The sequence below is a fragment of the Parabacteroides bouchesdurhonensis genome, assembly GCF_900186615.1.
Lineage (GTDB): Bacteria > Bacteroidota > Bacteroidia > Bacteroidales > Tannerellaceae > Parabacteroides > Parabacteroides bouchesdurhonensis.
The window spans coordinates 1,460,087-1,485,926 of record NZ_LT896588.1 but is presented as its reverse complement, the minus strand read 5'-3'; the positions used below and the strand labels follow the sequence as shown (position 1 = coordinate 1,485,926).

23 protein-coding genes and 2 pseudogenes are annotated in these 25,840 nt (G+C 33.4%); all 25 read right to left on the bottom strand.

What is annotated here, in order from left to right:
* Positions 1-56: 56 nt before the first annotated feature.
* Positions 57-2,576, bottom strand: coding sequence for a YfhO family protein (locus C1721_RS06460; RefSeq protein WP_102407635.1), 2,520 nt, complete (start codon positions 2,574-2,576; stop codon positions 57-59).
* A gap of 3 nt (positions 2,577-2,579) precedes the next feature.
* Entirely contained in the window at positions 2,580-3,968 is a 1,389-nt protein-coding gene (locus C1721_RS06455; protein WP_102407634.1) for an RNA-binding domain-containing protein, read from the bottom strand.
* A 17-nt stretch (positions 3,969-3,985) separates the two neighbouring features.
* On the bottom strand, positions 3,986-4,738 hold the full coding sequence (locus tag C1721_RS06450; RefSeq protein WP_102407633.1) for a glycosyltransferase family 2 protein: 753 nt from the start codon (positions 4,736-4,738) through the stop codon (positions 3,986-3,988).
* Positions 4,738-5,688, bottom strand: coding sequence for a glycosyltransferase family 2 protein (locus C1721_RS06445; protein WP_102407632.1), 951 nt, complete (start codon positions 5,686-5,688; stop codon positions 4,738-4,740). The genes C1721_RS06450 and C1721_RS06445 overlap by 1 nt, the downstream gene beginning before the upstream one ends.
* Positions 5,685-7,202 carry a hypothetical protein gene (locus C1721_RS06440; RefSeq protein WP_159063545.1) on the bottom strand — a complete coding sequence of 506 codons (1,518 nt, stop codon included), beginning with the start codon at positions 7,200-7,202 and terminating at the stop codon, positions 5,685-5,687. The genes C1721_RS06445 and C1721_RS06440 overlap by 4 nt, the downstream gene beginning before the upstream one ends.
* Positions 7,171-8,439, bottom strand: coding sequence for a glycosyltransferase (locus C1721_RS06435; protein WP_102409283.1), 1,269 nt, complete (start codon positions 8,437-8,439; stop codon positions 7,171-7,173). The genes C1721_RS06440 and C1721_RS06435 overlap by 32 nt, the downstream gene beginning before the upstream one ends.
* 189 nt (positions 8,440-8,628) lie before the next feature.
* Complete coding sequence (locus tag C1721_RS06425; RefSeq protein WP_199830398.1) at positions 8,629-9,303, bottom strand: CatB-related O-acetyltransferase; 675 nt, start codon at positions 9,301-9,303, stop codon at positions 8,629-8,631.
* Positions 9,304-9,306: 3 nt separating this feature from the next.
* Positions 9,307-10,299, bottom strand: coding sequence for a glycosyltransferase (locus C1721_RS06420; protein ID WP_102407629.1), 993 nt, complete (start codon positions 10,297-10,299; stop codon positions 9,307-9,309).
* Positions 10,300-10,322: 23 nt separating this feature from the next.
* Positions 10,323-11,228 carry a hypothetical protein gene (locus tag C1721_RS06415; protein WP_102407628.1) on the bottom strand — a complete coding sequence of 302 codons (906 nt, stop codon included), beginning with the start codon at positions 11,226-11,228 and terminating at the stop codon, positions 10,323-10,325.
* A gap of 2 nt (positions 11,229-11,230) precedes the next feature.
* Positions 11,231-12,291 (bottom strand): annotated as a pseudogene (locus tag C1721_RS06410) (NAD-dependent epimerase).
* Positions 12,288-13,295 (bottom strand): glycosyltransferase family 2 protein, encoded by a 1,008-nt coding sequence (locus C1721_RS06405; RefSeq protein ID WP_102407627.1) that lies wholly within the window; start codon positions 13,293-13,295, stop codon positions 12,288-12,290. Before C1721_RS06405 ends, C1721_RS06410 begins: the two are co-directional and overlap by 4 nt.
* A complete protein-coding gene (locus C1721_RS06400; protein ID WP_102407626.1) occupies positions 13,292-14,017 on the bottom strand; it encodes a class I SAM-dependent methyltransferase in 726 nt (241 codons plus the stop codon). Before C1721_RS06400 ends, C1721_RS06405 begins: the two co-directional genes overlap by 4 nt.
* Positions 14,018-14,026: 9 nt before the next feature.
* Positions 14,027-15,475 (bottom strand): lipopolysaccharide biosynthesis protein, encoded by a 1,449-nt coding sequence (locus C1721_RS06395; RefSeq protein WP_102407625.1) that lies wholly within the window; start codon positions 15,473-15,475, stop codon positions 14,027-14,029.
* A 4-nt stretch (positions 15,476-15,479) separates the two neighbouring features.
* Positions 15,480-17,123 carry a phosphoethanolamine transferase gene (locus tag C1721_RS06390; RefSeq protein WP_102407624.1) on the bottom strand — a complete coding sequence of 548 codons (1,644 nt, stop codon included), beginning with the start codon at positions 17,121-17,123 and terminating at the stop codon, positions 15,480-15,482.
* Between the two features lie 6 nt (positions 17,124-17,129).
* Positions 17,130-18,548 carry a hypothetical protein gene (locus C1721_RS06385; RefSeq protein ID WP_159063544.1) on the bottom strand — a complete coding sequence of 473 codons (1,419 nt, stop codon included), beginning with the start codon at positions 18,546-18,548 and terminating at the stop codon, positions 17,130-17,132.
* Between the two features lie 454 nt (positions 18,549-19,002).
* The gene (locus tag C1721_RS06380) at positions 19,003-19,554 is read right to left on the bottom strand and encodes an acyltransferase (RefSeq protein ID WP_102407622.1); all 552 of its coding nucleotides are present in this window, start codon (positions 19,552-19,554) and stop codon (positions 19,003-19,005) included.
* Entirely contained in the window at positions 19,554-20,660 is a 1,107-nt protein-coding gene (locus C1721_RS06375; protein WP_102409279.1) for a DegT/DnrJ/EryC1/StrS family aminotransferase, read from the bottom strand. Before C1721_RS06375 ends, C1721_RS06380 begins: the two co-directional genes overlap by 1 nt.
* An 11-nt stretch (positions 20,661-20,671) precedes the next feature.
* Positions 20,672-21,064 carry a GtrA family protein gene (locus tag C1721_RS16530; protein WP_102407621.1) on the bottom strand — a complete coding sequence of 131 codons (393 nt, stop codon included), beginning with the start codon at positions 21,062-21,064 and terminating at the stop codon, positions 20,672-20,674.
* The gene (locus C1721_RS06365; RefSeq protein ID WP_102407620.1) at positions 21,045-21,983 is read right to left on the bottom strand and encodes a glycosyltransferase family 2 protein; all 939 of its coding nucleotides are present in this window, start codon (positions 21,981-21,983) and stop codon (positions 21,045-21,047) included. The genes C1721_RS16530 and C1721_RS06365 overlap by 20 nt, the downstream gene beginning before the upstream one ends.
* Before the next feature lie 96 nt (positions 21,984-22,079).
* The gene (locus C1721_RS06360; protein WP_102407618.1) at positions 22,080-22,265 is read right to left on the bottom strand and encodes a hypothetical protein; all 186 of its coding nucleotides are present in this window, start codon (positions 22,263-22,265) and stop codon (positions 22,080-22,082) included.
* Between the two features lie 266 nt (positions 22,266-22,531).
* A complete protein-coding gene (locus C1721_RS06355; protein WP_159063543.1) occupies positions 22,532-23,446 on the bottom strand; it encodes an ATP-binding protein in 915 nt (304 codons plus the stop codon).
* Positions 23,447-23,571: 125 nt separating this feature from the next.
* Positions 23,572-23,757, bottom strand: a complete 186-nt coding sequence (locus tag C1721_RS06350) for a hypothetical protein (protein WP_102407618.1) — start codon at positions 23,755-23,757, stop codon at positions 23,572-23,574.
* 266 nt (positions 23,758-24,023) lie between these two features.
* Positions 24,024-24,953, bottom strand: coding sequence for an ATP-binding protein (locus C1721_RS06345; RefSeq protein WP_102407617.1), 930 nt, complete (start codon positions 24,951-24,953; stop codon positions 24,024-24,026).
* Complete coding sequence (locus C1721_RS06340) at positions 24,928-25,389, bottom strand: AlbA family DNA-binding domain-containing protein (protein ID WP_102407616.1); 462 nt, start codon at positions 25,387-25,389, stop codon at positions 24,928-24,930. Before C1721_RS06340 ends, C1721_RS06345 begins: the two co-directional genes overlap by 26 nt.
* A gap of 14 nt (positions 25,390-25,403) precedes the next feature.
* Positions 25,404-25,835: pseudogene (locus C1721_RS06335) on the bottom strand (ORF6N domain-containing protein); the annotation flags it as partial.
* Positions 25,836-25,840 lie beyond the last annotated feature (5 nt).

The window sequence follows — 25,840 nt, the reverse complement described above, 5'->3', positions numbered from 1 at the left end:
GAATAGTTCTTCACAAACTATTCAGCCCTTTTCCCATTGAAACATATATGCTTCCGCTATTCCTGAAGGGTTGACGCGTTTTTCTTCTTATATGTTTTCCATATAGAATATCCGGCAGCAACGATCAACAGCAGCAAAATAACAAAGCCACTGTATGCCGCAATATTAGCAGCTATAATATATCCTTGCGGCCTGAATTCAAACATAATCTGATGTTCACCGGCCGGAACTAACATTCCCCTTAATATCCAATCCACCCGGAAATGAGGCACCTCCTTGCCATCAATATAGGCGTTCCATCCCGGTTGATAGTAGATTTCCGAGAATACAGCCAGTTGTTCCGATGAAGTATTGGATGTATATACCAAACGATTCGGGCGATAACTATCCAACTTAATGGTAGCCGTAGAGTCAGGCTGCGGAGTAAAACCTTTTAAATCATCAGCAAAACGCTTATCAACAACAGCTGTCTCCAACGGGTTAATTGTATTCAACGCTGCAATCTCGGCATCCGCATTCTCCACAATATCCACCTTCCTGACAAACCAGGCATTTCCATAAGCAAACGGATTCACCAACGGAAGTTGCTCCGGATTATAAATGATATACCGGGTATTCAGCATGTTCAGCGAATGACTGGCCGCCATTGCCGGCAGTAAATCATTTGCCGTTTGCGCCTTCTTAAGAGCTTCCATTATCATGCCTATTTCACCTTGCAAGCGATGCTCTATCAACTCCTGATATCTTCTCAACTTAGCAGCATGATACCCGCCAATAGAGTGATGATAATAGGATGTATTTGTTTCAAGAAACGGATTATTCAGATTCAGCACACGATAAGAGGTCGTATCTTTCAATATCTCCGTATCTGCCACAGAAGGTTTGAATATCTCTTTTGTCTTATTCGGACTTACAAAGTTACTGTCATTCAGATAGCGTTTATCCACAGACCATAAATCGACAAGAATCAAAATAGCGACTCCGGCGCTTACCACTACAGAAGCCATTTGTTTATTCTTAGCTTTGCTATACCAGAATAACAAACCGGCACCTAATAAAATGAAAATCAGAGAACGCAAGGCATCAGCAGAAGCCAATGAAGCGCGGTCCATCAACAACGCGTTGTAATACCAGTCGGGCAACTGATACTGAGCATCAAAAGAAGAACGAAAATCCAGAAGCATACTCGGCATCAGCCAAAGAATCAGCGACAAACCTCCTGTAATAGCCAAAGCACCTATCATTCCACGCTTAAAGGCCTTTGCATCCACATTGTTCGATAATATCTCTTTCAGTCCCCAAATGCCAACAATCGGGAATATCAATTCAGGAATAACCAAAGCAAACTCTACCGTACGGAACTTATTATATAACGGCAAATGATGGAACAAAAACGTATTGAATGAATCAAAGTTACGCCCCAAGGCCATTAGAACCAGAAACATAGTACCGGCAAACACCCACCATTTCATCGGATTTCGTATCACAAACATACCCAGTACAAACAAAAAGCAAACCAATGCCCCGAAATATACAGGTCCGGAAGTAAACGATTTATCCCCCCAATAAGTAGGCGCCTGTACCTCTTTCCCAATCTGAGCGCCTTTCGCTTTCAGTTCTTTATATAGTTCCGAATCACTTCCTAACATGCCTCCCGAACCACCTCCATAAACATTTGGAACAAGAAGCGTAAGCAATTCACTTTTACCATAACTCCAGGCAAAAGCATAATCTTTATCCAGTCCCGAAGATATTTTTTCACCGCTCGGCGTAGTAGTTGTCAACTCCGTTGCTCCACGAATAGAATGTTGGCCTAAGTCCCAGTTTGCATACATGCCTCCGGCATTCGGCATCACAGCAACAATAACACAAACAGCCATAATGCCGGTTGTCCTAGCCAGTTCACCAAATGCTTTTTCCTTAATCTTCCAAACAGCATACCCCAGATATATAAACAGGCAGATCAGCACTAAATAATAAGTCATCTGTATATGTCCATATCCAATGGAACAAGCAACACCAAGTAAAAACAACGCAGCTCCCCAAAGCCATTTCTTCTTAAAGAGAAGTACCATTCCGGCCAATGTTACAGGCATAAAGGCAATAACCCAAGCTTGCGTAATATGTCCGGCTTCAATAATAATAATATTAAATGAAGTAAATCCAAATGCAATGGAACCGGCAATTGCCAACCATACATTCACTCCCATGATGCACATAAGGAGATAGAAACAGACCATTCCGGCAAAAACGATTCCCGCATCATTCGTCCCCAATCTCAACAAAAGTCCGGAAACAATACCATAATTAGGCAATTGCGGTGCAGGATTCCCATACCCTGAAACATACGGCATTCCTCCAAACATCGCATCCGACCAGACACTGAACTCACCCGGTCGTGCCGTCTTTGCATATTCATCCATCTGACTATGCCCCATTCCGGCATGTTTCTCCATATCCCCTTGACGCACCTGTTTTCCATCAAACACTGCCGGAGAGAAATAAACAGCCGACAAGGCTAAAAATACGATTAAGGCAAGTACATGCTTACCCCATTTCTTTACTAAATCTTGCATATATTATTTCAATTTTTTTCTTACTTTGACCACCCACTCACCTCTAGTAGTACCTTGCCGCTCTATGTATCTACTTTTCTTCAAAATATCTACATGCTTCTGGACCGCCGACTTATTCATTCCCAATAATAAACATAATTGCCGGACAGTAACAGTTGGAAATTCCATCATTCTCAATATGATTTGTTCCTTAATTTCATCAAGAGTAATTACAGAATCATTAAATAACCAACCACCAATTGTACCACCAATTGTACCACCAATTGTACCACCAATTGTACCACCGGCCTTATTTGCAAAAACCGTTACCATAAACCCCTCTGATATATTCTCAAAAACAGGCAACTCCAGCCCTTCAGTTCTAAAATAATCCAATATACGACGAATACCGGAACCATACTTTTCAATTATACCTAAATCTTTACAAAAATCAGCAATTAACTTATTCCGGGGAGTAGATTTATAAGTATTCTCCAACAGATCTTTAACTGTAATATTATCCGGTAAACGTCCGGGATTATAAAACTCTATTTTATCCGCATAGACTTTCACTATCGAATCGGAAGCAGAACGGTAATCACGATGGATAATCATATTCATTACAATCTCCCTTATTGCTTCCAAAGGATATTGCCACTTCTGTATACTCTGAGGGTCACCGGTTATAATCACTTCTTTATTGATATGTTTCCGAACGAAATCCATCACCCGTTCCACTTGGGTCAGAACGTCCTCTTTACTCCGGTCTGAGTCCTTTATAATAATATCATTCTGGAAATACCCCAATTCAATCGTAGTCAATACCGAATCATTTCTTTTAAATAGCAGATACGCGGCATTACTCAATTTACCATCCCGTATCAGATCATATTTCATTAGAAATGTCAACGGATCATCCTCTATAACCCGACCCATTTTCCGCATCTTCTCCATCGCAAGCCTCACTTTGTCCAAAGAAATATCATTCAGCGTATGTGAAGCATCCAGATAATAATCCCAACTGGAATTCATAGATTGCAAATGCATATCAACCACTTCAGCAATAGATAACTGATGATTGGAATTGCCAACCCGTTTATAATAACGTCCTTGCGTAGAAACCGGTTTCACCGGATATTCCTGAACAGACAAAAGCAAAACCTCCTTTCCGAATTGTTCTGCAACCTCTACATCAGGTACCAAAGAAGGTATCGTTTTAAACTTTATTTCATTAACAATCTGAGCAATTGTTTCCTTTCCTATAGTTATCCCTCTTATATCTCCATTATCCTCCATACCTACATATACAATCCCCCCTTTGCTATTCGCAAAAGCAACTAACGTTTCAATCACAGCCGCATTAAAGGACTGTTTAAACTCAATATGTTGATTTTCGGATTCAGGAAAATTCATAAAAAACTATCTATTTTTTAAACCCGTCCTTTAAACCATTTGGCAAAATAAAAACGCACTGCAAACCAACCATGCATCAACATAGTGGGCAACGTACCATAATACTTACACATCACTTCATACCGTTCTTTCAAAGAAGCTTTCCGTTGCACACTGCTCATCCCTTCTTCTAAGAAATTCGATAAAATAAGATGCGTATTATAAATAACTTCCGCTCCTTTCAGACACCGTATGCACCAGTCAAAATCGGCCACTAAACGATAATCCGTATTATATAACGGAGCAATTGCCCGTTTTGATATAAACGACTGATGGCAAACCAGCATTCCTTTACGGAAACTCTTCCATGTCAATCGTCTGGGAGCTTTCAGACGACGCATGCCTAACGATTTCCCGGCAGCATCTATTATCGCAGTCTCTCCATATATAATATCCGGCACTCGTTTCCTTCTGCTCATAGCCGTTACTATACGTTGTATCGTATCCGAAGTATATATAGTATCCCCCGCGTTCAGAAACCAGACATAATCCCCCGTAGCCTTCTGCAAACCCTTGTTCATAGCATCATACAAGCCTTTATCCGGTTCACTAACCCAATAAGCTATCCCGGATTCATATTGCTTGATTATATCAACTGTTCCATCTGTAGAAGCCCCGTCAATAATAATATATTCAATATTTGGGTATGATTGACTCAGAACGCTTAGTATTGTGCGCTCAAGCCATTGAGAAGCGTTGTATGTGATGGTGATGATGGAAAATGTAGACATTAATTATTCTTTTTCATTTGATATTCCCCATTATATTCCCGAACAAAGTAAGGAGGCCTACGTTTCGTTTCATAGAAAATGCGTCCCACATATTCACCTAAAATACCTAAGGATAGTAACTGTACGCCTCCTAAAAACAAAATTATCACAATCAAAGATGGATAACCTTGTACAGGATCTCCATATAAAAGTGCTTTTCCAAATACGTAGCACATATAAATAAAAGAAAACACAGACACAATCAACCCTAATATAGATGAAATTCTCAAAGGACTAATAGTAAATGAAGTCACCCCTTCAATAGCCAAACCAATTAATGACCAATAATTCCATTTTGTTTTACCTGCGGCGCGAATATCCCTATCAAATAAAAGCTCTTTCTTTTTAAAACCTATCCAACTAAAAATACCTTTTGTATAACGCTGAGATTCTCTTATCTGTTTCAAAGCACTAATACATTTTCTATCCAACAATCTAAAGTCACCAGTATCAACCTGTAATTCTATTTTAGTCGTCTTTTGTAAAATCCTATAATACAACTTAGATGTCATTTTTTTAAGGAAGCTCTCTCCATCACGTTTTCTTCTTTTGGCATAAACATCATCATATCCTTCTTCCCAATATTGAAGCATTTGGGGTATAAGCTCCGGAGGATCTTGTAAATCAGCATCCATGATTACCACACAATCTCCTATGACATAATCAAATCCAGCTAGCATAGCAATCTCTTTCCCGTAATTACGGGAAAGATCAACGAAGTTCACTCGTTGATCTACATTTCTTAAATTCCTTATTATTAATAGAGAATCATCTTTACTTCCATCATTCACAAATAATATCTCCCATTTATAAGAGGTACTATTATCCATTAAATATTTTAGACGATCATATAATAACTTTAAGACATCCGTCTCATTATATACAGGGATCAAAATAGAAACAGTTTTCATAAATTAGCTTTTTCAAAAAACCACGATCGTTTATATCCTAACCATATAATTACTGAAAAGAATATTGCAATTGACATAAACAAAAAATATACGTTCCAATATTGATATGTAGCAACACCTTGCCAAAAACGATTATCCCATGTATAAGGATACCAAAAACGGGAATAAAGAATAGATAATAAAATAAAACAAACAATTACTGATTTTTTAATTCTGTAATTATTTATTCTAATCAAAATAGGAAATAAAAAATAAGGCAATATATCAATAGTATAACGTGCTTCCGGATACATCATAAACATTATCCCTAAACATATCACACCAAAATAACCATATCCATTAGAGGCATATACCTCAACTAAACTCCTCCAACAAAATATTACATATAAAACAATAAGACCATGATACCTAAACTGAGCCTCTAATACCTCAAAAGGCATTGAGACAGCAGCCATAGCGGCTTGCTTTGCCAAGCCAGACACACCCCATGCATGTTCTCCATTTGAAATAGAATTTGTTATTAACGAAACCAGCAGATACATTATAACAATCACCAATATATCACTTTTCCTAAAAGAATATAGAATATCTTTTACAGTTGCAATTATATCTATATAAAAGGGCTTTAACATTCGGTAGATGATAATCATCAAAGATAATACCGACAACAATAAAACAGGAAAACTCGTATAATTATGATCATACCAAAAACCGGAGAATAAACTTTTCAAACCATTCAAACTAAAAGATGGCGCTTTAAAATAAGTAAGTAAAATCAATACCGGAATTATACTTATAATCAATATCCATTTTAAAACATTCAGCAATAAAACCTTTTTCTTTGGAAGAGACTTCACACAAACTTCAAACTCTTTTTGAGGAACTAAAGATAATAGAATTCCAATAAGCATGATTAAAGGATCAACAAAAGCACCAATAAAAGAGACAAATACTATAGTCCACTTTTTCTTCTTCAAATAAAGCCAATATAAGAAAATGCAGACCATATAGCCTAGATAATCGACACCTACCGGATTCAACACAAATGCTTTTAATATATGAACACTGTAAAAAATAATAGAAAAGCCGATAACTTCTGCCTGCCAACTCAATTTTAATAAAGTAGATATCTTAAAAAATAAGAAAACCACCAACAATAAAGAAACAATGTTCATCACAAATAGACAGATCAAAAAGGAGCTATCTGTTTTAGGAATCTCGAATATGGTATATGTTATATTAATAAGGGCAAATGGTAAACCTTTCTTCAAATAATAGGCATCAAATCCCTCATTAATAGCTTTATCTGTAAAACCATATAGAACATCTCGATAAAAGGTTCGATCTCCAACTAAACTATAATCTGCTAAATCAATCTGCATAAATTGAATAGCAATTATTACAAATAATACGCTGAATAGGCCAATTCTAATCCAGTACCTTTCTCTTTGTATAATCTCTTGATTCATATTCAAACAATAATCAGCAATATCCCCTTTGCAATAGATTTTCATAAAGGATTATATATTTTCCTGCCACTATTCGTTCCATATAATTATTTTGCACTTTAGTTACACAATTCTCAGCCAATGCACAAGGATATTTGTAGTCCAAAACCCACCGGATACCTTTAGCCAAATCTGCCACGTCCATATAATCAGCAACATACCCATTCTCACAATGGTCTATCATTTCCGGAATTCCTCCCGTATTAAACCCAACACAAGGTACACCACAAGCCATCGCCTCCATTATTGTATTCGGAAGATTATCTTCCAAAGACGGTATCACAAACATATCTGCACAATTATAAGCCTTCACAATAGATTCAACATCTGAAATATAACCCAAAGCATTTACCTTAAATGACAATAAAGAATCCAAACCTTCCGGACAATTCCCCATTAATATTATCTCCAACTCACCATTACTATAGTATTGCTTTAAAATATTACACGCTTCAATAAAGTACTTTGCACCTTTCCTTGTATCCGATAATTTTGCTGCGGCAAATAATATCATTTTCTTTTCCAAAGGAAGATTAAAATGCTCTCTAGCAATTTTTTTTTCTACAGTTTTAAAAACCGAAGTATCAATCGGATTAGGTATTGACGTAAAATTAGCATCTTGTAGCAAAGCACTTTCTTTCGCTTTTGAAGCAATCCATTGACTACACCCAACAAATGTCACTCTAGAAAAATCCATTTTAAGCTTATGATGAAATGTTTGCTTGGCTAAATCCCATAATGGATATTTCACCATCATAGGACAACGGTAGCATTCTTTCCTATACTTAATACATTTATCCGGATAATGGCATATGCCTGTAGCAGGCCAAAGATCATGCAAAGTCCAGACAATAGGTTTTCCTATCGCTATTAACTTCTGTATATCATTTAATGACAAAAATCCCTGGTTAATCCAATGCAAATGAATTATATCTGCTTCTCTAACCAAAGGATGATCAGAAATATCAATCCCCGTATTAGCAATCGATACCTGAAATAGATTCTTTCTATTAAAAAGATTACATATAAAAATAACTAATCTTTCCCAGAGAAACCGAATAAAACTAATCATTTGTTTCACAAAAGATTCATTCAGCGCAACAACAGATTGATTCTTTGTAGTTTTATCATGGACAAGCATCTTTACCTCTACATTTACATTTTGTAAAACATGCATAAGACGATTAGCGGCAACGGCAGCACCACCTGTTTGTTCTGAGGTATTTAGTATTAAAATTTTCATTATATCAAACCTCTGCATGAATAACTCCATGCCTAAAAATACATATCTACTAAATTATACCGCAAAAATTTCAACATTGTTTTTCGATCCAACTCGTCTATATATGAAGCAGACTCATTTTGTAAAAATGTCCGAATAGCAGATGTCATTTTATATCTTTCAGTACTTTGGAATTTATGTTTCAAGTACTTAAGAAAAGATTTCATTGTTCCCATCATATCGATGTATTTCTTTTTCTATTTTATCCAAAACGGCATCATCTAAAGATGTGTAGAAGTCATCAAGATGCTTCTGAAGAAAAGATTTATTTATCTTTGAGTAATCAAACTTCATTAAATTCATTCTTAAATCTTCATTAAATCTATAACGTATTAATTTAGCAGGACAACCACCAACAATTGCAAAAGGTTCAACATCCTTCGTAACTACAGATCCTGCAGCAACAACAGCACCTCTATGTATTTTAACCCCAGACATAATCAGAGAATTACGTCCAATCCAAACATCATCTTCAACTACTGTATCTCCACTTAAAATTATATCATTATACTTTTTTGTTGAGCACAATAACGATGCTATTGGATATGTCAAAATAGTATCCATTCGATGATTCCCTCCCAACAAGAACTGTACTCCCATCGCAATAGAAACAAAACTTCCTATTTTTAATTTATCAACATTATTATATGCAAGTACATCTATTGGACCGTAGGAATACGGTCCAATAGATATATTTGACAAATATAAAGTGCTCGGACCAAGAAAAGTAAAATTATGAGAATTTCTTTTCCTCCATTCTTTTTCTCTTCTATATTTTTGTAACTTTTTAGCAAAAAGGCAATACATATCTTTCAATATGGACATAATCTATTTTTTAAAGCTCTTAGACATATAACGAAAATAATCACTACATGAAATAGGGAAAAACAATGCTCTAAAAACAGAGAAAAATAAATTTTTCTCTGGTGAATAAAATATTTTATTCCTTAACTTTACACATAAGAATATTAGTTTAATATACGATACAAAAGAGCCACGCGATTGATATAAAGCCATTTTAATAGCGTTATCCTTATAAATAGCTTCCATTGGTAAATCTTGTAAAAAAACAAAAGTCTTACCAAAATATTCTTTAATCCCGTCTTTCAATTCTAGGCGTAATTTAAATGTCCGATAGATCGATTTTAAAACATTCAAAAAATTCCATTCATAGCTTAGTGAAGGAGTATATGTTGCTGCCTGTATATGTCGTCTATTATTTACTAGAATATGGTCACAAAATTGAATCTTCCCATAAGCAGCAACAACCATTTGAATTACTTTATCATAAGTATAAAAACACATATATTTATCTAAATGAGGGATTTTCCCCATTACATTTTTTTTAAAAAGCATCGTATGACCTGGAGTTACTCCCACATACATCATACGCTCAAGAGTACAATTAGGTATTCTTCTATCAAAATGGCAATTAATATTTCTTCCATTAACAAACGGACGAGAAAAGCCTGACGACAACCAATCATCACCTATACTATTTATCTGATATTCAATCTTGTCTAATTCCCAAATATCATCTTGATCTGATATAGCAATATAATCACCTGTTGCTTTTATTATTGCAGAAAAAAAGTTTTTATTTATTCCTTTCTGTTCAAAATTTTGAAATACTTTTATATATGAAAACTTATTTGCATATTCCTGCAATATAGTCATTGTATCATCTGTAGAACAATCGTCTTGAATAATCATTTCATAGATAGGATATGTCTGATTTATTATTGAGTCCAGTTGTTCTTTCAAATATTTAGCACCATTATAAGTACACATAACAACTGAAATCTTTTCAACACATTTCATTATTCAAAAAGTTTAGTCTTATCTTAATAATTATGCATTAAATATCTCAAAATCCGTTTATATGAAAAAAAATTTACTCGCACTGTTATATTATCAATTTCTTCGTTAGATAAAACATATTTCGGATGAGATAACGGAGAATGTATAGATTCTGACTTAACACACAATCTACCATTTTTAGAAGAAGTGTGTGTTGCCCCTATAGAATTCAATCCTATATTTGTAACTAGATTCACCGAAGGATAAATACTAAGTTGATTTTGTACGCGAAGCATAAATAAATATTGCACATCCCATGTATTTATGCCTTTATTTCCATTCAATGTATCTTCTATAAAAGAAGAAAAATAAATTTCTTCCCTCAAACTCTTAAATAAAGATTTTCTTTTTGATTGATTCTTTTTTGCCTCTTCCCAATATGAAAAGTTTACATCATAATTCTTCCAAACTCGACTCCATGACGCCCATCCCCAAATATGGGAAATAGAACAAAAGTCATAACTGAGATTTTCATTAACAATGCCAGGAAAGAAATTATTACCTCCAATATGACCTATACGGTCATCATCTTTATATTTAATAAGTAATTCTTCACAAAAAAGGAAGAAAGACAAATCAGGTAAACAATCATCTTCCAGAATTACACCATATTCCTCTTGTTCAAAGAACCAAGTGATAGCCTCTGAGACAGCAACCTTACATCCTAAATTTTTATCTCTGTACAATGTCTTTAATTCACAAGGCCAATCTATTTTATCAATTATTGCCCTTGTCTTCACACAACGCTCTGCTTCATCCAAACGATTTTCACGTGGTGCATCAGCGGCGACATAAAGTTTTGCCGGTTTTATTTGCCGGATACGTTCAAAAACCTGAGTCGTAGTGTCTGGACGAGCAAAAATTAGAAAAAGAATAGGAACATTATACATAATCAACCATTAATTTTCATCGACCATTTCATATACCATTCTGCAAATCTTAAAATACCAATTGATAACGGAGTGCTCGGTTTATAACCAAAGTCATGTTCTAAAGAAGACACATCGGAATAAGTCTTTAAAACATCTCCTGGCTGCATATCAAAAAACTCTTTTCTTGCTTTTTTCCCAAAAGCCTTTTCCATTTCACATATATAATCCATCAATTTTACTGGAGAGGAATTACCTATATTATATAATTTATAAGGAGCAGAAGAGATCGAAGGATCTGGTTTTTGCGTATTAAAATCACCACTACTTTTAGCAGGAACATCCAATACTCTGACAACTCCTTCTACAACATCATCAATATACGTAAAATCACGTTCCATATTTCCATGATTAAAAACCTTTAAAGGCTCTCCTTTTACTATCGCTTTCGCAAATAACATAGGAGACATATCCGGACGGCCTTTAGGCCCATAAACAGTGAAAAATCTCAATCCTGTCGTTGGAAGATTAAACAAATAGCTATAAGTATGCGCCATTAGTTCATTAGATTTTTTTGTTGCAGCATATATACTAACAGGATGATTTACCGGATCCGAGGTTTTAAATGGAATAGAACTATTTAACCCATAAACACTGCTGGAGCTAGCATATACTAAATGCTGTATCGTATATTTTTACAGCATTCTAAAATATGTAGAAATCCAACAACATTAGTGTTTACATATGTCAATGGGGCTTCTATAGAATACCGAACTCCGGCTTGAGCTGCCAAATGACATACTTTATCAAACATTTGTTCCTCAAATAAACGAAAAAGATATCCAGGATTTTCTATATTTGTTTTTACAAACTGAAAGTTAGGATAGTTCCGACTTCTAATCAATACATTCTCCCGTATTTCATCAGCATCAATGCCCAAATCTTCTAACCGCTCCAATTTCAAACGAATATCATAATAGCTATTTATATTATCCAACCCAATAACCTCATCTCCTCTTTTCACCAAATGCTCTACAACATATGATCCGATAAAGCCTGCAGCACCAGTCACCAATATTTTCATAAACGTCTTCTTTCTTTATAAGAAACTAACCTCAATAACATCAATTTAAATCTATCAGGAAACAAAAACAAAATATGCTTTAGTTTTTCTTTAGAAGATATTTTTAATCTTACTAACTGCCCTAAAGACAATAATGGGAACATAAAACTATGAAGTAAAACACTCTTATTTTCAATATCTATATCTTTAGACAATAATTTCCAAATTGGATATAGTCTATAATTATTTACATATTCCAAAATAACAGGATACAAACTATCATTTTCATATAATTGTGCTATTTTTTTCATTAATAAAAAGCTCTCTTCAAAAGCATCATAATCTTTCTTTTTATAAACTCTTGTAGAGATTGATCCTTCTGTATAGAACCAGTTATAAACAATTTTACTGCACAATTTTATTTTTTTCTGATTCAATGCTATTTCAAAAGAACATGGAGTATCTTGATGACAACCCTGAATAAAGGTAATATTATTCTCTTTGAACAATTCCAATTTATACAATTTTCCCCAATTCGTAACATAATACAATTTATCTTTCATAAACGCTATTACGCAATCTTCAAAAGAAGAAAATATTTTATCCGGTAAAATCCAAGAATCCATTATTTCCCCATTCTGTCCTATACGGTTATAGGAACCGGCAACCATGTCATAGTCTTCGTCTTGAATTTGATTTACTAAATATTCAATCGCATTTAAAGGTATTGTATCATCACTATCCAAAAAGAATATATAGTCACCAGTAGCATGTCTAATTCCTGTATTACGAGCAGCTCCTAATCCAAAATTTTTTTCGTGTAAAACACACTTTATGTCTTCTAATCGAGAAGACTGTTTGGCAATATACTGAACGATTTCCATACTATTATCGTTGCCTCTATCATCAACAATAACATATTCAATATTTTCATAGGTTTGGCTTAAAGCAGAATAAAGACATCTCTCAATTGTTTTCGAGCAGTTATAGATAGGTATAGATATAGTTACTCGAATATTTTTCATTTTTTTCGTACAAATTTATAAGAAAAGTACTTCATTAACAAATTGACATAAAATGATATTCCACGTTTCCCTTCTAAAATATTGTTTAATTCAGAAACTTTTGCTTGGAATATATCTGGATGAATAACATTATAGCCATAAAAGAATTTATATTTGGAAGATATAAATTCTTTTTTAGTTACTAAAAAAGAATTTTGCTTATACCAACCGAAAACATCTGTTTCATTCCAGATTTTAGGACGAATAATATCGTAGAAAACATAGCCATGTTTACCAAATTTTTCTATCCAATAAGAAACATATTGCTCATTTACATGGTGATCCCCTCCCTGTCCAGGAACAGCCGCTGAAAAAAGAATACAATCACTCAATGTTGTTAGATTTTTCACAAAGTTGTCTGCTCTTTCAGGAGAAATATGCTCTGCAACTTCTAAACTTATTGCTAAGTCAAACCTCCTTTCTAAATTAAAATCATTTTCTAAATCTATTTCTAAAAAATCAGAAGGTTCTATATTTTCGAACAACATTTCTCTATTGCACCAACTACCATCTAGCCCTAAAATTTCAATATTTTGTTGCTTAAAATAATGTAAGAAAGTACCACTACCACACCCTACATCTACGACACTTTTAGGTTTAATTATATCCATTATTATTGGTAAAATCTTTTCTCCATCTAAAGTTCTTCGATGCTCTTTTAAATAAGTGAATTTCTGGCTCATAAATAATATTTATAGATTATTTTTTCTTTTAAAAAGGAAATCAACACCTTCATTAAATATAGTAGAATTTGTCAATTTCATTGTTATTATATAAATAATAATAGCAATACTTATCCTTGAAATAAAACGCAAACAAATATTACTAATTTCTTTTGTAAAGAAATATGAAAGAACAAGAGTGAAAACAGTTATTAATAAATAAGGAGTCAAATCTTTTAACAGGTCCAATAAACTAAACTGAATTAATTTACTTGCACAAAAAAATACAATAAAGAAATAGCCAATATATACAAATATAGACCCTAAAACCATCCAATAAATTCCCCAATTTAACATTGCAATAACAACTGTTATTTGCAAAACTCCTAATAAAATATTCGTCCATAAATAAATATCAGAACGTCCACGTATAAAAAAAAGTTGCTGGAATAAAGAGATGAAAGTATCTATTGAAGCCCAAACACATAACATTTGCAATATTGGAACACAAGGAAGCCATTTGTCTCCAATAGTCAATTGAATAAAATCGGAAGAAACTAATCCAAATCCTAATAAACTTGGAAAAGAAACAAAAGCCGTAAATCGTATTATTTTTCGAAAAATTTTTAGTTCTCGCTCTTTATCCTCCTTTACATTTATCAACACAGGCTGAGCAACATTAACTATCATTCCTGAAATGACGGAACGAGTCATCCACATCCATTTATACCCTTGCGTATAATATCCAGTTTCTGCAGCTGTATAAAAACGTCCCAACAAAACCGAGAAAATATTATTGTTAATTTGTTGAAAGATATTTGTAAAAAGCAGCTTCATACTAAATGGCAACATTTCTTTTAATGGTGTAAAAATAATCGGGAATGAAGGTGTCCAACGTACAACAAAAAAAGTTAGTAATGCATTTCCTATAATAAATATCAAACTTTGAGTTGCCAAAGCCCAGTATGAAAATCCTTTTATTGCTAAAAACACTCCTATTGAACCAGCTATTAATAATGTTAAAATATCAATTTTCGCCTTCGTTTTCACTCGTAATTCTTTATACAATATAGCAGATGGAACAACACCAATTCCTGAGAAAAAAAATGAAATAAAAACAACTCTAGATAACGATTTTAATTCTGAGTGATCATAAAATGTAGCTATTAATGGAGCCAATAAAAATAAAATTGAGTAACAAATTAACCCTGTAAAAAAAGTAAACCAAAAAACAGCATTATAGTCTTCATACTTTGCATCTTTTTTATTCACTAATGCAATAAAAAAACCACTATTAATTATAGTTCCCGCTATGCCTGAAAAAATAGCCAACATGCCTATTAATCCATAATCATCCGCACTCAATAGACGAGCAAAATATATACCAAAAAATAAACTTAGCAATTGTTGAAAGCCATTACTTATCCCTCCCCAAAAGAGTCCTTGAGCCGTTTTATGTTTCAGAGAGTCTCTTTCCATCAAACTAATTAATATTTTTATAAACTTTATCGTAATCTTGATTATAAAACAATCTTTTTCGATACTTATTGTACATTGGATTAACAAGACTTCTTGTCGAATCAAAACCTGATATACTACTTAAATCCAACAAAGTATGCATCAAATCATCAGTCATATATGGCAGATTTTCAGAGCATTCTATCCGATCTATTTTTTCAGGATACGTATTTATAAAAATAGGAGACAACCATACAAATAAAGGTATTTCAAGCATATAGCGACTAACATTCTCTTCCATATGTCCTATAAAATTCCTATAATCATAGACTTCTTCTCCATGGTCTGATAAATAAATCAAAACAGTCTCTTTATCAACAAAACGTTCTATTATATTATAAAGTATATAATCATTATACAATACAGAGTTATCATACTGTGCAATAGTTTCTTTCTGATATTCGGCAATATCTCTACTAATATCAGCAGAAGTAAATTTATTAAATGCAGGAGGATAATGTTCTTTATATGATATATGTGAACCTGCTAAATGTATTACAATAAATTTCTTTTCAGGCAATTTATGTAATAACGTATCTAATAATGGAAGTAAATCTTCGTCATATCCCCCATGAGCAAAGACACAGGTATCACTTATTTCCGCAACTAGATTTGCAGCATTACTACGACCAGAACCTGGTTGATTTGATATCCATATATTATAATATCCATTCTCTTTCATAACTTCTGGCAATGTTTTACATTCATACCATTTCTTTTTCGATTCATAATTATGAAATGAGAGTACTTCTTGCAGAGACGCTATAGTATGCGCATGAGGAGAAATTACGTCTTTGAATATAAACAATTGACTACTATCTTTCAGTTGTTCTAATAAAGGATTTGTCTCTAAATCATAACCATATAAACTCATATGGTCTCGATTTAAAGATTCTCCTATTACTAAAACAACATTTTTAACAGATTCTTTATCCACTTTCTTTTCTTTAATACCCATATCCTTCTTTCTAGAAAGAAGGATATACCTTATATTATTAAGGTCTCCTATTTCCGTCTTATACAATGTATATATTCGCTGTATTGGAGTTAAAGCTTTCGTAAATACAGACATTGATTGTATATTTCTATAAACAAAAAAACAAGCTCCTAGCATAATACAAACAAAAAACAGAGGCATTATATACTCCAAAATCTTACGCTGTAAAGGCATTCGAATTTTTCGCAAAATAAAAAGAATAGCAGCATATAGTACAACAACAAATCCAACTTTAATATCAATAAAGGTTTTTAAATATCCCAATGCTTCATTTTTTGTTGTTTCAGAAATAACAAGAATAATAGAAGGGGTAAATACATTGTTATATTTTATCAATAAAAAACATTCTATCAAAAACAATATAGAAAATACAAATATTGACAAAAAAGAAATAACACGCCTCCACCATTTATTTTCAAACAAATCTTTTATAAATGCTAAGAAATAAGCTATCAACATAGCGTTACAAACTCCATGAGCCCATTTAGAAATCATCGAAATAAAAGATTCATGCAAAAAATTATTTATTGCTCCAGTAAGAAAACCTAATAAAAACAATAATAGTATAAAACAAATATTATCCTTAAATGTATTTATAAATTTATCTATCATACTAAACTAATAAGCTAGTTTATAAAAACTTTCACCTGACTCTTTGTTTTCAGCAATTAAAATAAAATGAGATAAAAAAGAATCCGATAATACACCAGAAAGAATTTCTAAATATTCAATCTTATTCTCTTTAATATATTTTAATCGAATCTCATCATCTGTTAAAGTAGTATCACGTTTGTTCTCGGCCATATAAAAATCACGATATGGGCTGTTCTCTGTTCCATAAACAAACTCATTATCACCCTTGTTAACTGTAAAATGCCAAACATTATTATGATAATAATCTAAGAAATCTGGTTTCATTAGTCCGTCGACTCGTCCTAATCCTCCCCCCCAGCCTCTTTCGTCATTGGCATCACGATAAAAACCAATTCTGTATTCGTTTTGGGTAGGTAATTTAGATAGTATTTCAGATCTATATTTCAATTCATCAATAGACAAAGAATTATAAGATATTTTACACACAGAAAAAGTTAATAAAAAACTGACTAAGGCAAATCCTCCTATAATTATTTTATTTCGATTTGTCCAATCCATTCTTGATACTATATTCAAAAACACACAAACTAAAAAGACAAATAAACAAACAGGTATAGAAACTGAAGGAAATTGAGTTGCGTCATAATTCCAACCTCTTAGAAAAATACTAAAACTCTCTGTCACTATAAATGTTATAGCCAATATAGGGAAGAATTTTCTCAAACAAAAAAGGAAATATTTACGATTAAGTAAATATAATGCAATAATTATATGAATATAATATAGACTATACATTACAGCCTGTGTAAAATACAATCGTAGTAAAGAAAATTTGAACGGCTCACGGACACTAGAAGAACGTTCCGGACCACATATAACAAAAAAAAGATATATTAGAACAGAAACAACATACGGAATTAGATATGCTTTATCAATCTTTTTTTTAATCAGCAGATTCCACGTCAAAACAACACCTATAACACCATATATCCAAACAATCGTTATTATATTCACAAAAGGTAAACATAAAAGAATATAATAAGCTTCTTTTTTCTTTCCATAATAAAAAAAGAGTGCAAACCAAATAACAAATAAAAGGATAGACATCCATTTATGAGTACCTAAAACATACATTTCTTTAACAGTTTTACTTGTAACTAAAGATATTACAGGCATAAAACTCACAGCAAACAATAATATTATTATACATAAAATATGTATAAACGAAGGTTTTCCAGAACGCTCAATTACAGCCAATAATGCCAAAAAGATTTGAGATACAAACAATGATGGTATGGTTAGATAAAAAACTAAAGACGCATTCAAATTCCCTATTTTATAAATCATTGAACTTGTCCAGATTTCAAAATAATGATATGGTTCAGGAGTAAATTTTTGAGTGAAATTATAAACAAATTGTCGATTTTCATATCCCAAATTCAAGAACTGCGATATTTTAGCATAATAGTCTCCATCATGATACGGTCTTATTATTGAACCATCGTAAATAGAAACTGTTTGAAATAAATTATACGAAAAAGTAAATGTTACAATCAACAATATAAAAAATAGATACCAAAAAATAGACAACGAGTGAATATTACTATAAATTAAATCATTATTTCGATTCTTATATCTATCTACGAAATAAGAACAAAACAAAATAAAGAATATTACATTCATAGTTACTCCAGTTGTCGTAACGAAGGAGTAAAGTATAATGAGAACCAACCAGCCCGTCATTATTTTTGTAAATATAGAAAAAGAAGAAAACTTACTTTTCCTTTTAAAGAATAATAAACTTCCTACACAAAATGATAATAACAAAAATACTATTGCTGCTAAATAATAAGGCAATAATCGAAATAAATCTAAATTATACTGAGTACCTATCATTTTATTCTACGTCTAAACAATAATTTTTAAGCCTCTCAGATCTACCTTTTATTCTTTTTACAGGAATACCAGCATAAATAGTCCATGATTCCAAATCTCTATTAACAAAACTCATAGCACCAACAGCAGATCCTTCTTTAAGTCTCAGATTAGGCATAATAACGCACGAAGCACCTATCTGCACATATTTCTCCAAATAGACTGTTCCACCTGTCACATTGGTATATTCTGCTGAACACATTGGCCCAATCATATAGTTCCCACTAAAATCATCAACTTCACTATATATAATTGATCTTGCAGAAATACCTGTAAAATCTGACAGAACTATGCCTTTCTTTCCATATAATATTGTTGATGCTGATATGTGAACGTATGAACCTATTTTTATATTTCCAGAAAGTATACAAAAGTCATCAATCCTAACATTATTTCCTATTTCTATATTTTCAGGATTATAAAAAGATGTTTTTTTACTAATGCACACGTTCTTTCCTATAGATTTAAAGCCTATTTCTAGAACTTCATCTTGAGTATAAAATGAATTTTTCATTAAATTATACAATCAATAATCCTAACTAAATCATTTTCATTCAGAGCATGATGCATCGGTAAACAAATCACCTCTTCTGCCATCTTATAAGCATTTGGCAAATTAGCACGACTAGATGAGTCCAATCCCCTATATGTAGAGAATGTACTAATCAATGGATAAAAATATCGACGACCATACACCTCAGCCGATTTCATTTTATTATATAAAGCATCACGACTCATTCCATATTCCTTTTCATTTATAAATATAGGAAAATATGAATAATTATGCTTCACACCAGAAATATCATTCAAACACCGAATGCCATTAGTGTTTTTCATTGCCTCACGATATTTTATTGCTATTTGATGCCGTTTTTCAATAGCTTCATCTACATATTTAAGACTTAATAAACCATAAGCAGAGCGTATTTCATCCATTTTTCCATTAATTCCAGGAGCCACAACAGTAACTTCATCAGCAAATCCAAAATTTTTCAGATAATCAATACGTTGCTTCGTCTCTTTATCATGGCAGACCAAAGCTCCACCTTCTATTGTATTAAACACCTTTGTTGCATGGAAACTTAATGTAGCCATGTCTCCAGCACTAATAACAGATACATCATCCTGTTCAACACCAAAAGCATGTGCTGCATCGTAAATAACCTTTAAGCCATATTTCTCAGCAATCTCTTGTATTCTTTTTGTATCGCAAGGATTGCCATAAACATGAACAGGCATGATAGCCGTTGTTTTCGGTGTAATAGCTGCTTCTATTTTTTCAGGATCTAAATTGCCTGTTGATATATCTACATCCACAAATACAGGCTTAATGCCATTCCACCATAAAGCATGTGTAGTAGCAACAAAACTATATGGCGTAGTAATGACCTCTCCTGATATGCGCATTGCTTGTAATGCGCATATCAATGGTAATGTACCATTGGTAAATAAACTTATAAATGGAACATTTAGGTATTCACATAAAGCATTTTCTAATTTTTGATGATAATAACCATTATTGGTAAGCCATTTACGATTCCAAATATCTTGAAGATACGGTATAAATTCTTCTAAAGGAGGAAGAAGAGGAGAAGTTACAGTTATAATATTGTTATTCATTCCTATTTTAGTTATTTCATGACCCAATACCTTATACCGATAAAATTCAGACAAACAATGATCGGAATTAAAAAGAATTGACAATAAAAAGGATTAAAATCTAGTAATTCAACCCCACAGTACAATAGTACTAGGTTAATGACAAAAGATAAAATATAAACCATCAAATATTTGGAAAATCTCCGTTTAAAACTAATGATTTCTTCGGGCTTAAAAGCCCAATATAAATTAATAAAATATGTAAAAATCACACCACATAACCAAGAAATAGAAAATGCAATGGAATAGTTTACAACCTTTAACATAAGGTAATATACAATTGTTGTAAACAAGAAATTTAAACTACCAACAATCCCATACTTTATAAAACAATAAAAAAGTTTTTTACTTACAACTATCTTCACTCAAATATTTTTCTTTGATTATATACAAAGGCCTTTTTCGGGTTTCATCCAAAATACGCCAAAGGTACTCTCCTATAATCCCTAACATTAGCATTAATAATCCTCCTATTATTAAAATAACCATCATAATAGGAGTCCAACCTTTAAATGGTGTTTCATTATAGAAATAACCAATAAAAACAATTGCACTATAAATAAATCCTATTAAAGAAACGATTATCCCCAACAAAGACATAATACGTATAGGTAAATAAGACATCGCAATAAGAGAATCAATAAATAACTTTACCTTTTTTCTTAATGTCCATTGAGATTTTCCTATTTCACGTTTTACTCTTTCATAAGGAATCATTACTATATTATACCCCATCCATAATATATCCCCTTGAAGAAATCGATTTCGTTCATCTATTTTGTTTAAACAATCCACAACACAGCGATCTAAACAAAAAAAATCAAATCCTCCTTTAGGCATTCGAGGTGAAACATAATGCATTAAACTATAAAATATTTTAGAACCAATTCTCGCACCTAAACCATCATTCCGTTGAATCCTATGGCAAATAACAATTTCATTACCAGCCTCCCATTTACGGATCATTTTAGTTATATTTTCTGCCGGATCTTGTAAATCTGCAGACATACTAACAAGTACATCTCCTCGACAGTATTTATATCCAGCAATCATTGCCGCTACCTGTCCAAAATTACGAGAGAAAGATATTACTTGAACTTTATTATCCTGTTGTCGAAGAGATAATAATTCATCCAAAGAGTTGTCATCAGATCCATCATTTACAAATATGAATTCATATTCATATTGTGACAAATCCCTTTCAAGGACAGCTTTAACCTTACGGTAGGTAAGAATCAGAGCATTCTCATTTCGATAAACAGGAATTACAAAAGAAATTAACATTCAAATTATTATTATCAGTGGTTATATTTATTATTTTTTCAATTATATAATATTATTTATCTTATCTATCAATAAATAATAATCATTGCTGCTATTTTACATCAGGCTCTTTTGGTCTTGTTCATTTGCCTCGGATAAAGCAGAAACAGTATAGAAGACTTCCTTTAGTTTGGCAAATGTCTCAACAATAGCAATTGTCGTTTGGGTTGCACGCTCACTTTTTAAGATGGTGGCGAGCATATAGAGGCCTCTTTCAGTGAAAGCTTTAAGAACAGTTCTCATTTTTTATCAATTTGCGGTCAAAATTTTTGACCGCAAAGCAATTAAATCATTGTTGTTTAGCTCAATAACATAACCTCTTGGGAACTTACCTAGATTATTTTTAACAGTAATACCCATTGGTCTTACAATAATAATCCGCTCCTCTACCTTCCGGAATTAAACGATTTCTTTTTTTTCATAATTAAGATTTTGGTGCATATATTAATTTAATATTTATCTTTCATCACCCTATACAATGGTACTCAAAACCATTTTCTTCCATTTGATTACTTTATAAGGACATTCCAATATCCAGTCCTATTATCACCAAGACGCTGAATCAAATTTTGATCCCGCAGCTTGTTGATATTATCTAATATCTTACGTTTAGATATACCTACTTTCTCTGATAATTCCATCATCGACAACCGGTTATTTTCAGATAATAATTCCAATATCCGAATCTGATTGTCGGTAAGGGTATCGGGGACCTTATCGGGGACCTTATCGGGGACCTTATCGGGGACCTTATCGGGGACCTTATCGGGGACCTTATCGGGGACCTTATCGGGGACCTTATCGGGGACCTTATCGGGGACCTTATCGGGGACCTTATCGGGGACCCTTCTATATGAAACAGGAGATTCACGTACCATACCTTTGTGGAAATCATCTTCACTCTCCAATAACGAAAATGAATCTCCATTTGTAAATGGTATCTCTATATAGATCTGATCAGGTGAAAATTTTTCCACCAACCGAGGTGCCGGCAATCCCATATCCTTCCACACATACCGAAGATTCTGCAAGCCACTTCCTGTTCGTTCTCCGACATTGACCATGGCAAACATCTTAAATATAACTGTATTGCGCGGATCACTAACGCCTCCTTCCAATGCCTCGTCCAACGTGATCCGGAGTGTTCCGGGATTTGAAATAACCAATTTATCTTTATCTTTTACAACCACTACACCACGCCGTCCATAATAATCGGCATGAATCAAAGCATTTGCCAGAGCTTCACGCAAAGCCTCGTGGGCTGATGTTTCATCTATCCTATCAAGCCCATTCTGCAATTTAAACGGGACCTTCACACTGGATGTCAGACGATCAATTATCTTAAAATAAAAATCAAACAGGTTTCCAGACCAATCCCCAGAGGAAGAAAACACACGGTCTGTCCAACGATTTTCATCTTCCACCTCCCGGNAATTACAAAAGAAATTAACATTCAAATTATTATTATCAGTGGTTATATTTATTATTTTTTCAATTATATAATATTATTTATCTTATCTATCAATAAATAATAATCATTGCTGCTATTTTACATCAGGCTCTTTTGGTCTTGTTCATTTGCCTCGGATAAAGCAGAAACAGTATAGAAGACTTCCTTTAGTTTGGCAAATGTCTCAACAATAGCAATTGTCGTTTGGGTTGCACGCTCACTTTTTAAGATGGTGGCGAGCATATAGAGGCCTCTTTCAGTGAAAGCTTTAAGAACAGTTCTCATTTTTTATCAATTTGCGGTCAAAATTTTTGACCGCAAAGCAATTAAATCATTGTTGTTTAGCTCAATAACATAACCTCTTGGGAACTTACCTAGATTATTTTTAACAGTAATACCCATTGGTCTTACAATAATAATCCGCTCCTCTACCTTCCGGAATTAAACGATTTCTTTTTTTTCATAATTAAGATTTTGGTGCATATATTAATTTAATATTTATCTTTCATCACCCTATACAATGGTACTCAAAACCATTTTCTTCCATTTGATTACTTTATAAGGACATTCCAATATCCAGTCCTATTATCACCAAGACGCTGAATCAAATTTTGATCCCGCAGCTTGTTGATATTATCTAATATCTTACGTTTAGATATACCTACTTTCTCTGATAATTCCATCATCGACAACCGGTTATTTTCAGATAATAATTCCAATATCCGAATCTGATTGTCGGTAAGGGTATCGGGGACCTTATCGGGGACCTTATCGGGGACCTTATCGGGGACCTTATCGGGGACCTTATCGGGGACCTTATCGGGGACCTTATCGGGGACCTTATCGGGGACCTTATCGGGGACCTTATCGGGGACCTTATCGGGGACCCTTCTATATGAAACAGGAGATTCACGTACCATACCTTTGTGGAAATCATCTTCACTCTCCAATAACGAAAATGAATCTCCATTTGTAAATGGTATCTCTATATAGATCTGATCAGGTGAAAATTTTTCCACCAACCGAGGTGCCGGCAATCCCATATCCTTCCACACATACCGAAGATTCTGCAAGCCACTTCCTGTTCGTTCTCCGACATTGACCATGGCAAACATCTTAAATATAACTGTATTGCGCGGATCACTAACGCCTCCTTCCAATGCCTCGTCCAACGTGATCCGGAGTGTTCCGGGATTTGAAATAACCAATTTATCTTTATCTTTTACAACCACTACACCACGCCGTCCATAATAATCGGCATGAATCAAAGCATTTGCCAGAGCTTCACGCAAAGCCTCGTGGGCTGATGTTTCATCTATCCTATCAAGCCCATTCTGCAATTTAAACGGGACCTTCACACTGGATGTCAGACGATCAATTATCTTAAAATAAAAATCAAACAGGTTTCCAGACCAATCCCCAGAGGAAGAAAACACACGGTCTGTCCAACGATTTTCATCTTCCACCTCCCGGTAATCCAAAATTTATCTCTTCCCGGGAACAACGATAATCACCATCTGCATTTCTTCGATAAGTTCCTGTAAAAAGATTATCACTGATAAAAACAGGCTTATAATGACGATCGGCACGAGGAACTTCAATAACTATAATTTCTTTATCATCAATAGTAAACGGATATACCTGATGATTAAATAATAGGTTGTCGCTTACTTTTTGTTTATTATTTATCTGATTCCAAAAGTTTTGGATGAGCTTACTACTATCCTGTATACCTGTTACAGATAAATTCTTTTTCTTATCTTCGGATACCCCTAATAAAATTATTCCTCCATCCGTATTACAAAAGGCAGAATAACTTTCCCAGATGGATGCAGGAAGGTCTCTTTCCGCCTTTTTCGCTTCCAGATGAAAACATTCTCCTTCTTGAAGTAGATGTAAAAGAACTTCTTTTGTCATTATGGGTATTTTACTTATTCCTTCTCCGCCTTCCGTTTCACCGTATGTTTTACCTTCAACACTGCCAGATTCAATTCGATTGTTGTTTCGGAATCTGTTACTTTCTGTTCGTCATCCAGTAAATCGGCAATAAGTTCGCTGCCTTTTTGCATCAAGTTTTTTTGTCCCTGTTCGTTTGCCTCGGATAAAGCAGAAACAGTACGAGAAAGCTCTTTTAGTTTGGCAAATGTTTCAACAATAGCAATTGTTGTTTGGGTTGCACGCTCACTCTTTAAAATAGTGGCGAGCATATAGAGGCCTTTTTCGGTAAAGGCCCGAGGTTCCATAGTTGAAAATTTAAGCGATTGAAAGCGGTGGAAATTTTCCACCACATACTGTTTCTCAGCGAATTGCAAATTAAAACAATAACCAATCGGGAATTGGTCCGGATTATTACGTACTAATTTAATAT

Coding starts and splice junctions, on each gene's coding strand:
- C1721_RS06460 (WP_102407635.1), bottom strand. CDS start 2,576: ATGCAAGATTTAGTAAAGAAATGGGGTAAGCATGTACTTGCCTTAATC.
- C1721_RS06455 (WP_102407634.1), bottom strand. CDS start 3,968: ATGAATTTTCCTGAATCCGAAAATCAACATATTGAGTTTAAACAGTCC.
- C1721_RS06450 (WP_102407633.1), bottom strand. CDS start 4,738: ATGTCTACATTTTCCATCATCACCATCACATACAACGCTTCTCAATGG.
- C1721_RS06445 (WP_102407632.1), bottom strand. CDS start 5,688: ATGAAAACTGTTTCTATTTTGATCCCTGTATATAATGAGACGGATGTC.
- C1721_RS06440 (WP_159063545.1), bottom strand. CDS start 7,202: ATGAAAATCTATTGCAAAGGGGATATTGCTGATTATTGTTTGAATATG.
- C1721_RS06435 (WP_102409283.1), bottom strand. CDS start 8,439: ATGAAAATTTTAATACTAAATACCTCAGAACAAACAGGTGGTGCTGCC.
- C1721_RS06425 (WP_199830398.1), bottom strand. CDS start 9,303: ATGTCCATATTGAAAGATATGTATTGCCTTTTTGCTAAAAAGTTACAA.
- C1721_RS06420 (WP_102407629.1), bottom strand. CDS start 10,299: ATGAAATGTGTTGAAAAGATTTCAGTTGTTATGTGTACTTATAATGGT.
- C1721_RS06415 (WP_102407628.1), bottom strand. CDS start 11,228: ATGTATAATGTTCCTATTCTTTTTCTAATTTTTGCTCGTCCAGACACT.
- C1721_RS06405 (WP_102407627.1), bottom strand. CDS start 13,295: ATGAAAAATATTCGAGTAACTATATCTATACCTATCTATAACTGCTCG.
- C1721_RS06400 (WP_102407626.1), bottom strand. CDS start 14,017: ATGAGCCAGAAATTCACTTATTTAAAAGAGCATCGAAGAACTTTAGAT.
- C1721_RS06395 (WP_102407625.1), bottom strand. CDS start 15,475: ATGGAAAGAGACTCTCTGAAACATAAAACGGCTCAAGGACTCTTTTGG.
- C1721_RS06390 (WP_102407624.1), bottom strand. CDS start 17,123: ATGATAGATAAATTTATAAATACATTTAAGGATAATATTTGTTTTATA.
- C1721_RS06380 (WP_102407622.1), bottom strand. CDS start 19,554: ATGAAAAATTCATTTTATACTCAAGATGAAGTTCTAGAAATAGGCTTT.
- C1721_RS06375 (WP_102409279.1), bottom strand. CDS start 20,660: ATGAATAACAATATTATAACTGTAACTTCTCCTCTTCTTCCTCCTTTA.
- C1721_RS06365 (WP_102407620.1), bottom strand. CDS start 21,983: ATGTTAATTTCTTTTGTAATTCCTGTTTATCGAAATGAGAATGCTCTG.
- C1721_RS06360 (WP_102407618.1), bottom strand. CDS start 22,265: ATGAGAACTGTTCTTAAAGCTTTCACTGAAAGAGGCCTCTATATGCTC.
- C1721_RS06350 (WP_102407618.1), bottom strand. CDS start 23,757: ATGAGAACTGTTCTTAAAGCTTTCACTGAAAGAGGCCTCTATATGCTC.
- C1721_RS06340 (WP_102407616.1), bottom strand. CDS start 25,389: ATGACAAAAGAAGTTCTTTTACATCTACTTCAAGAAGGAGAATGTTTT.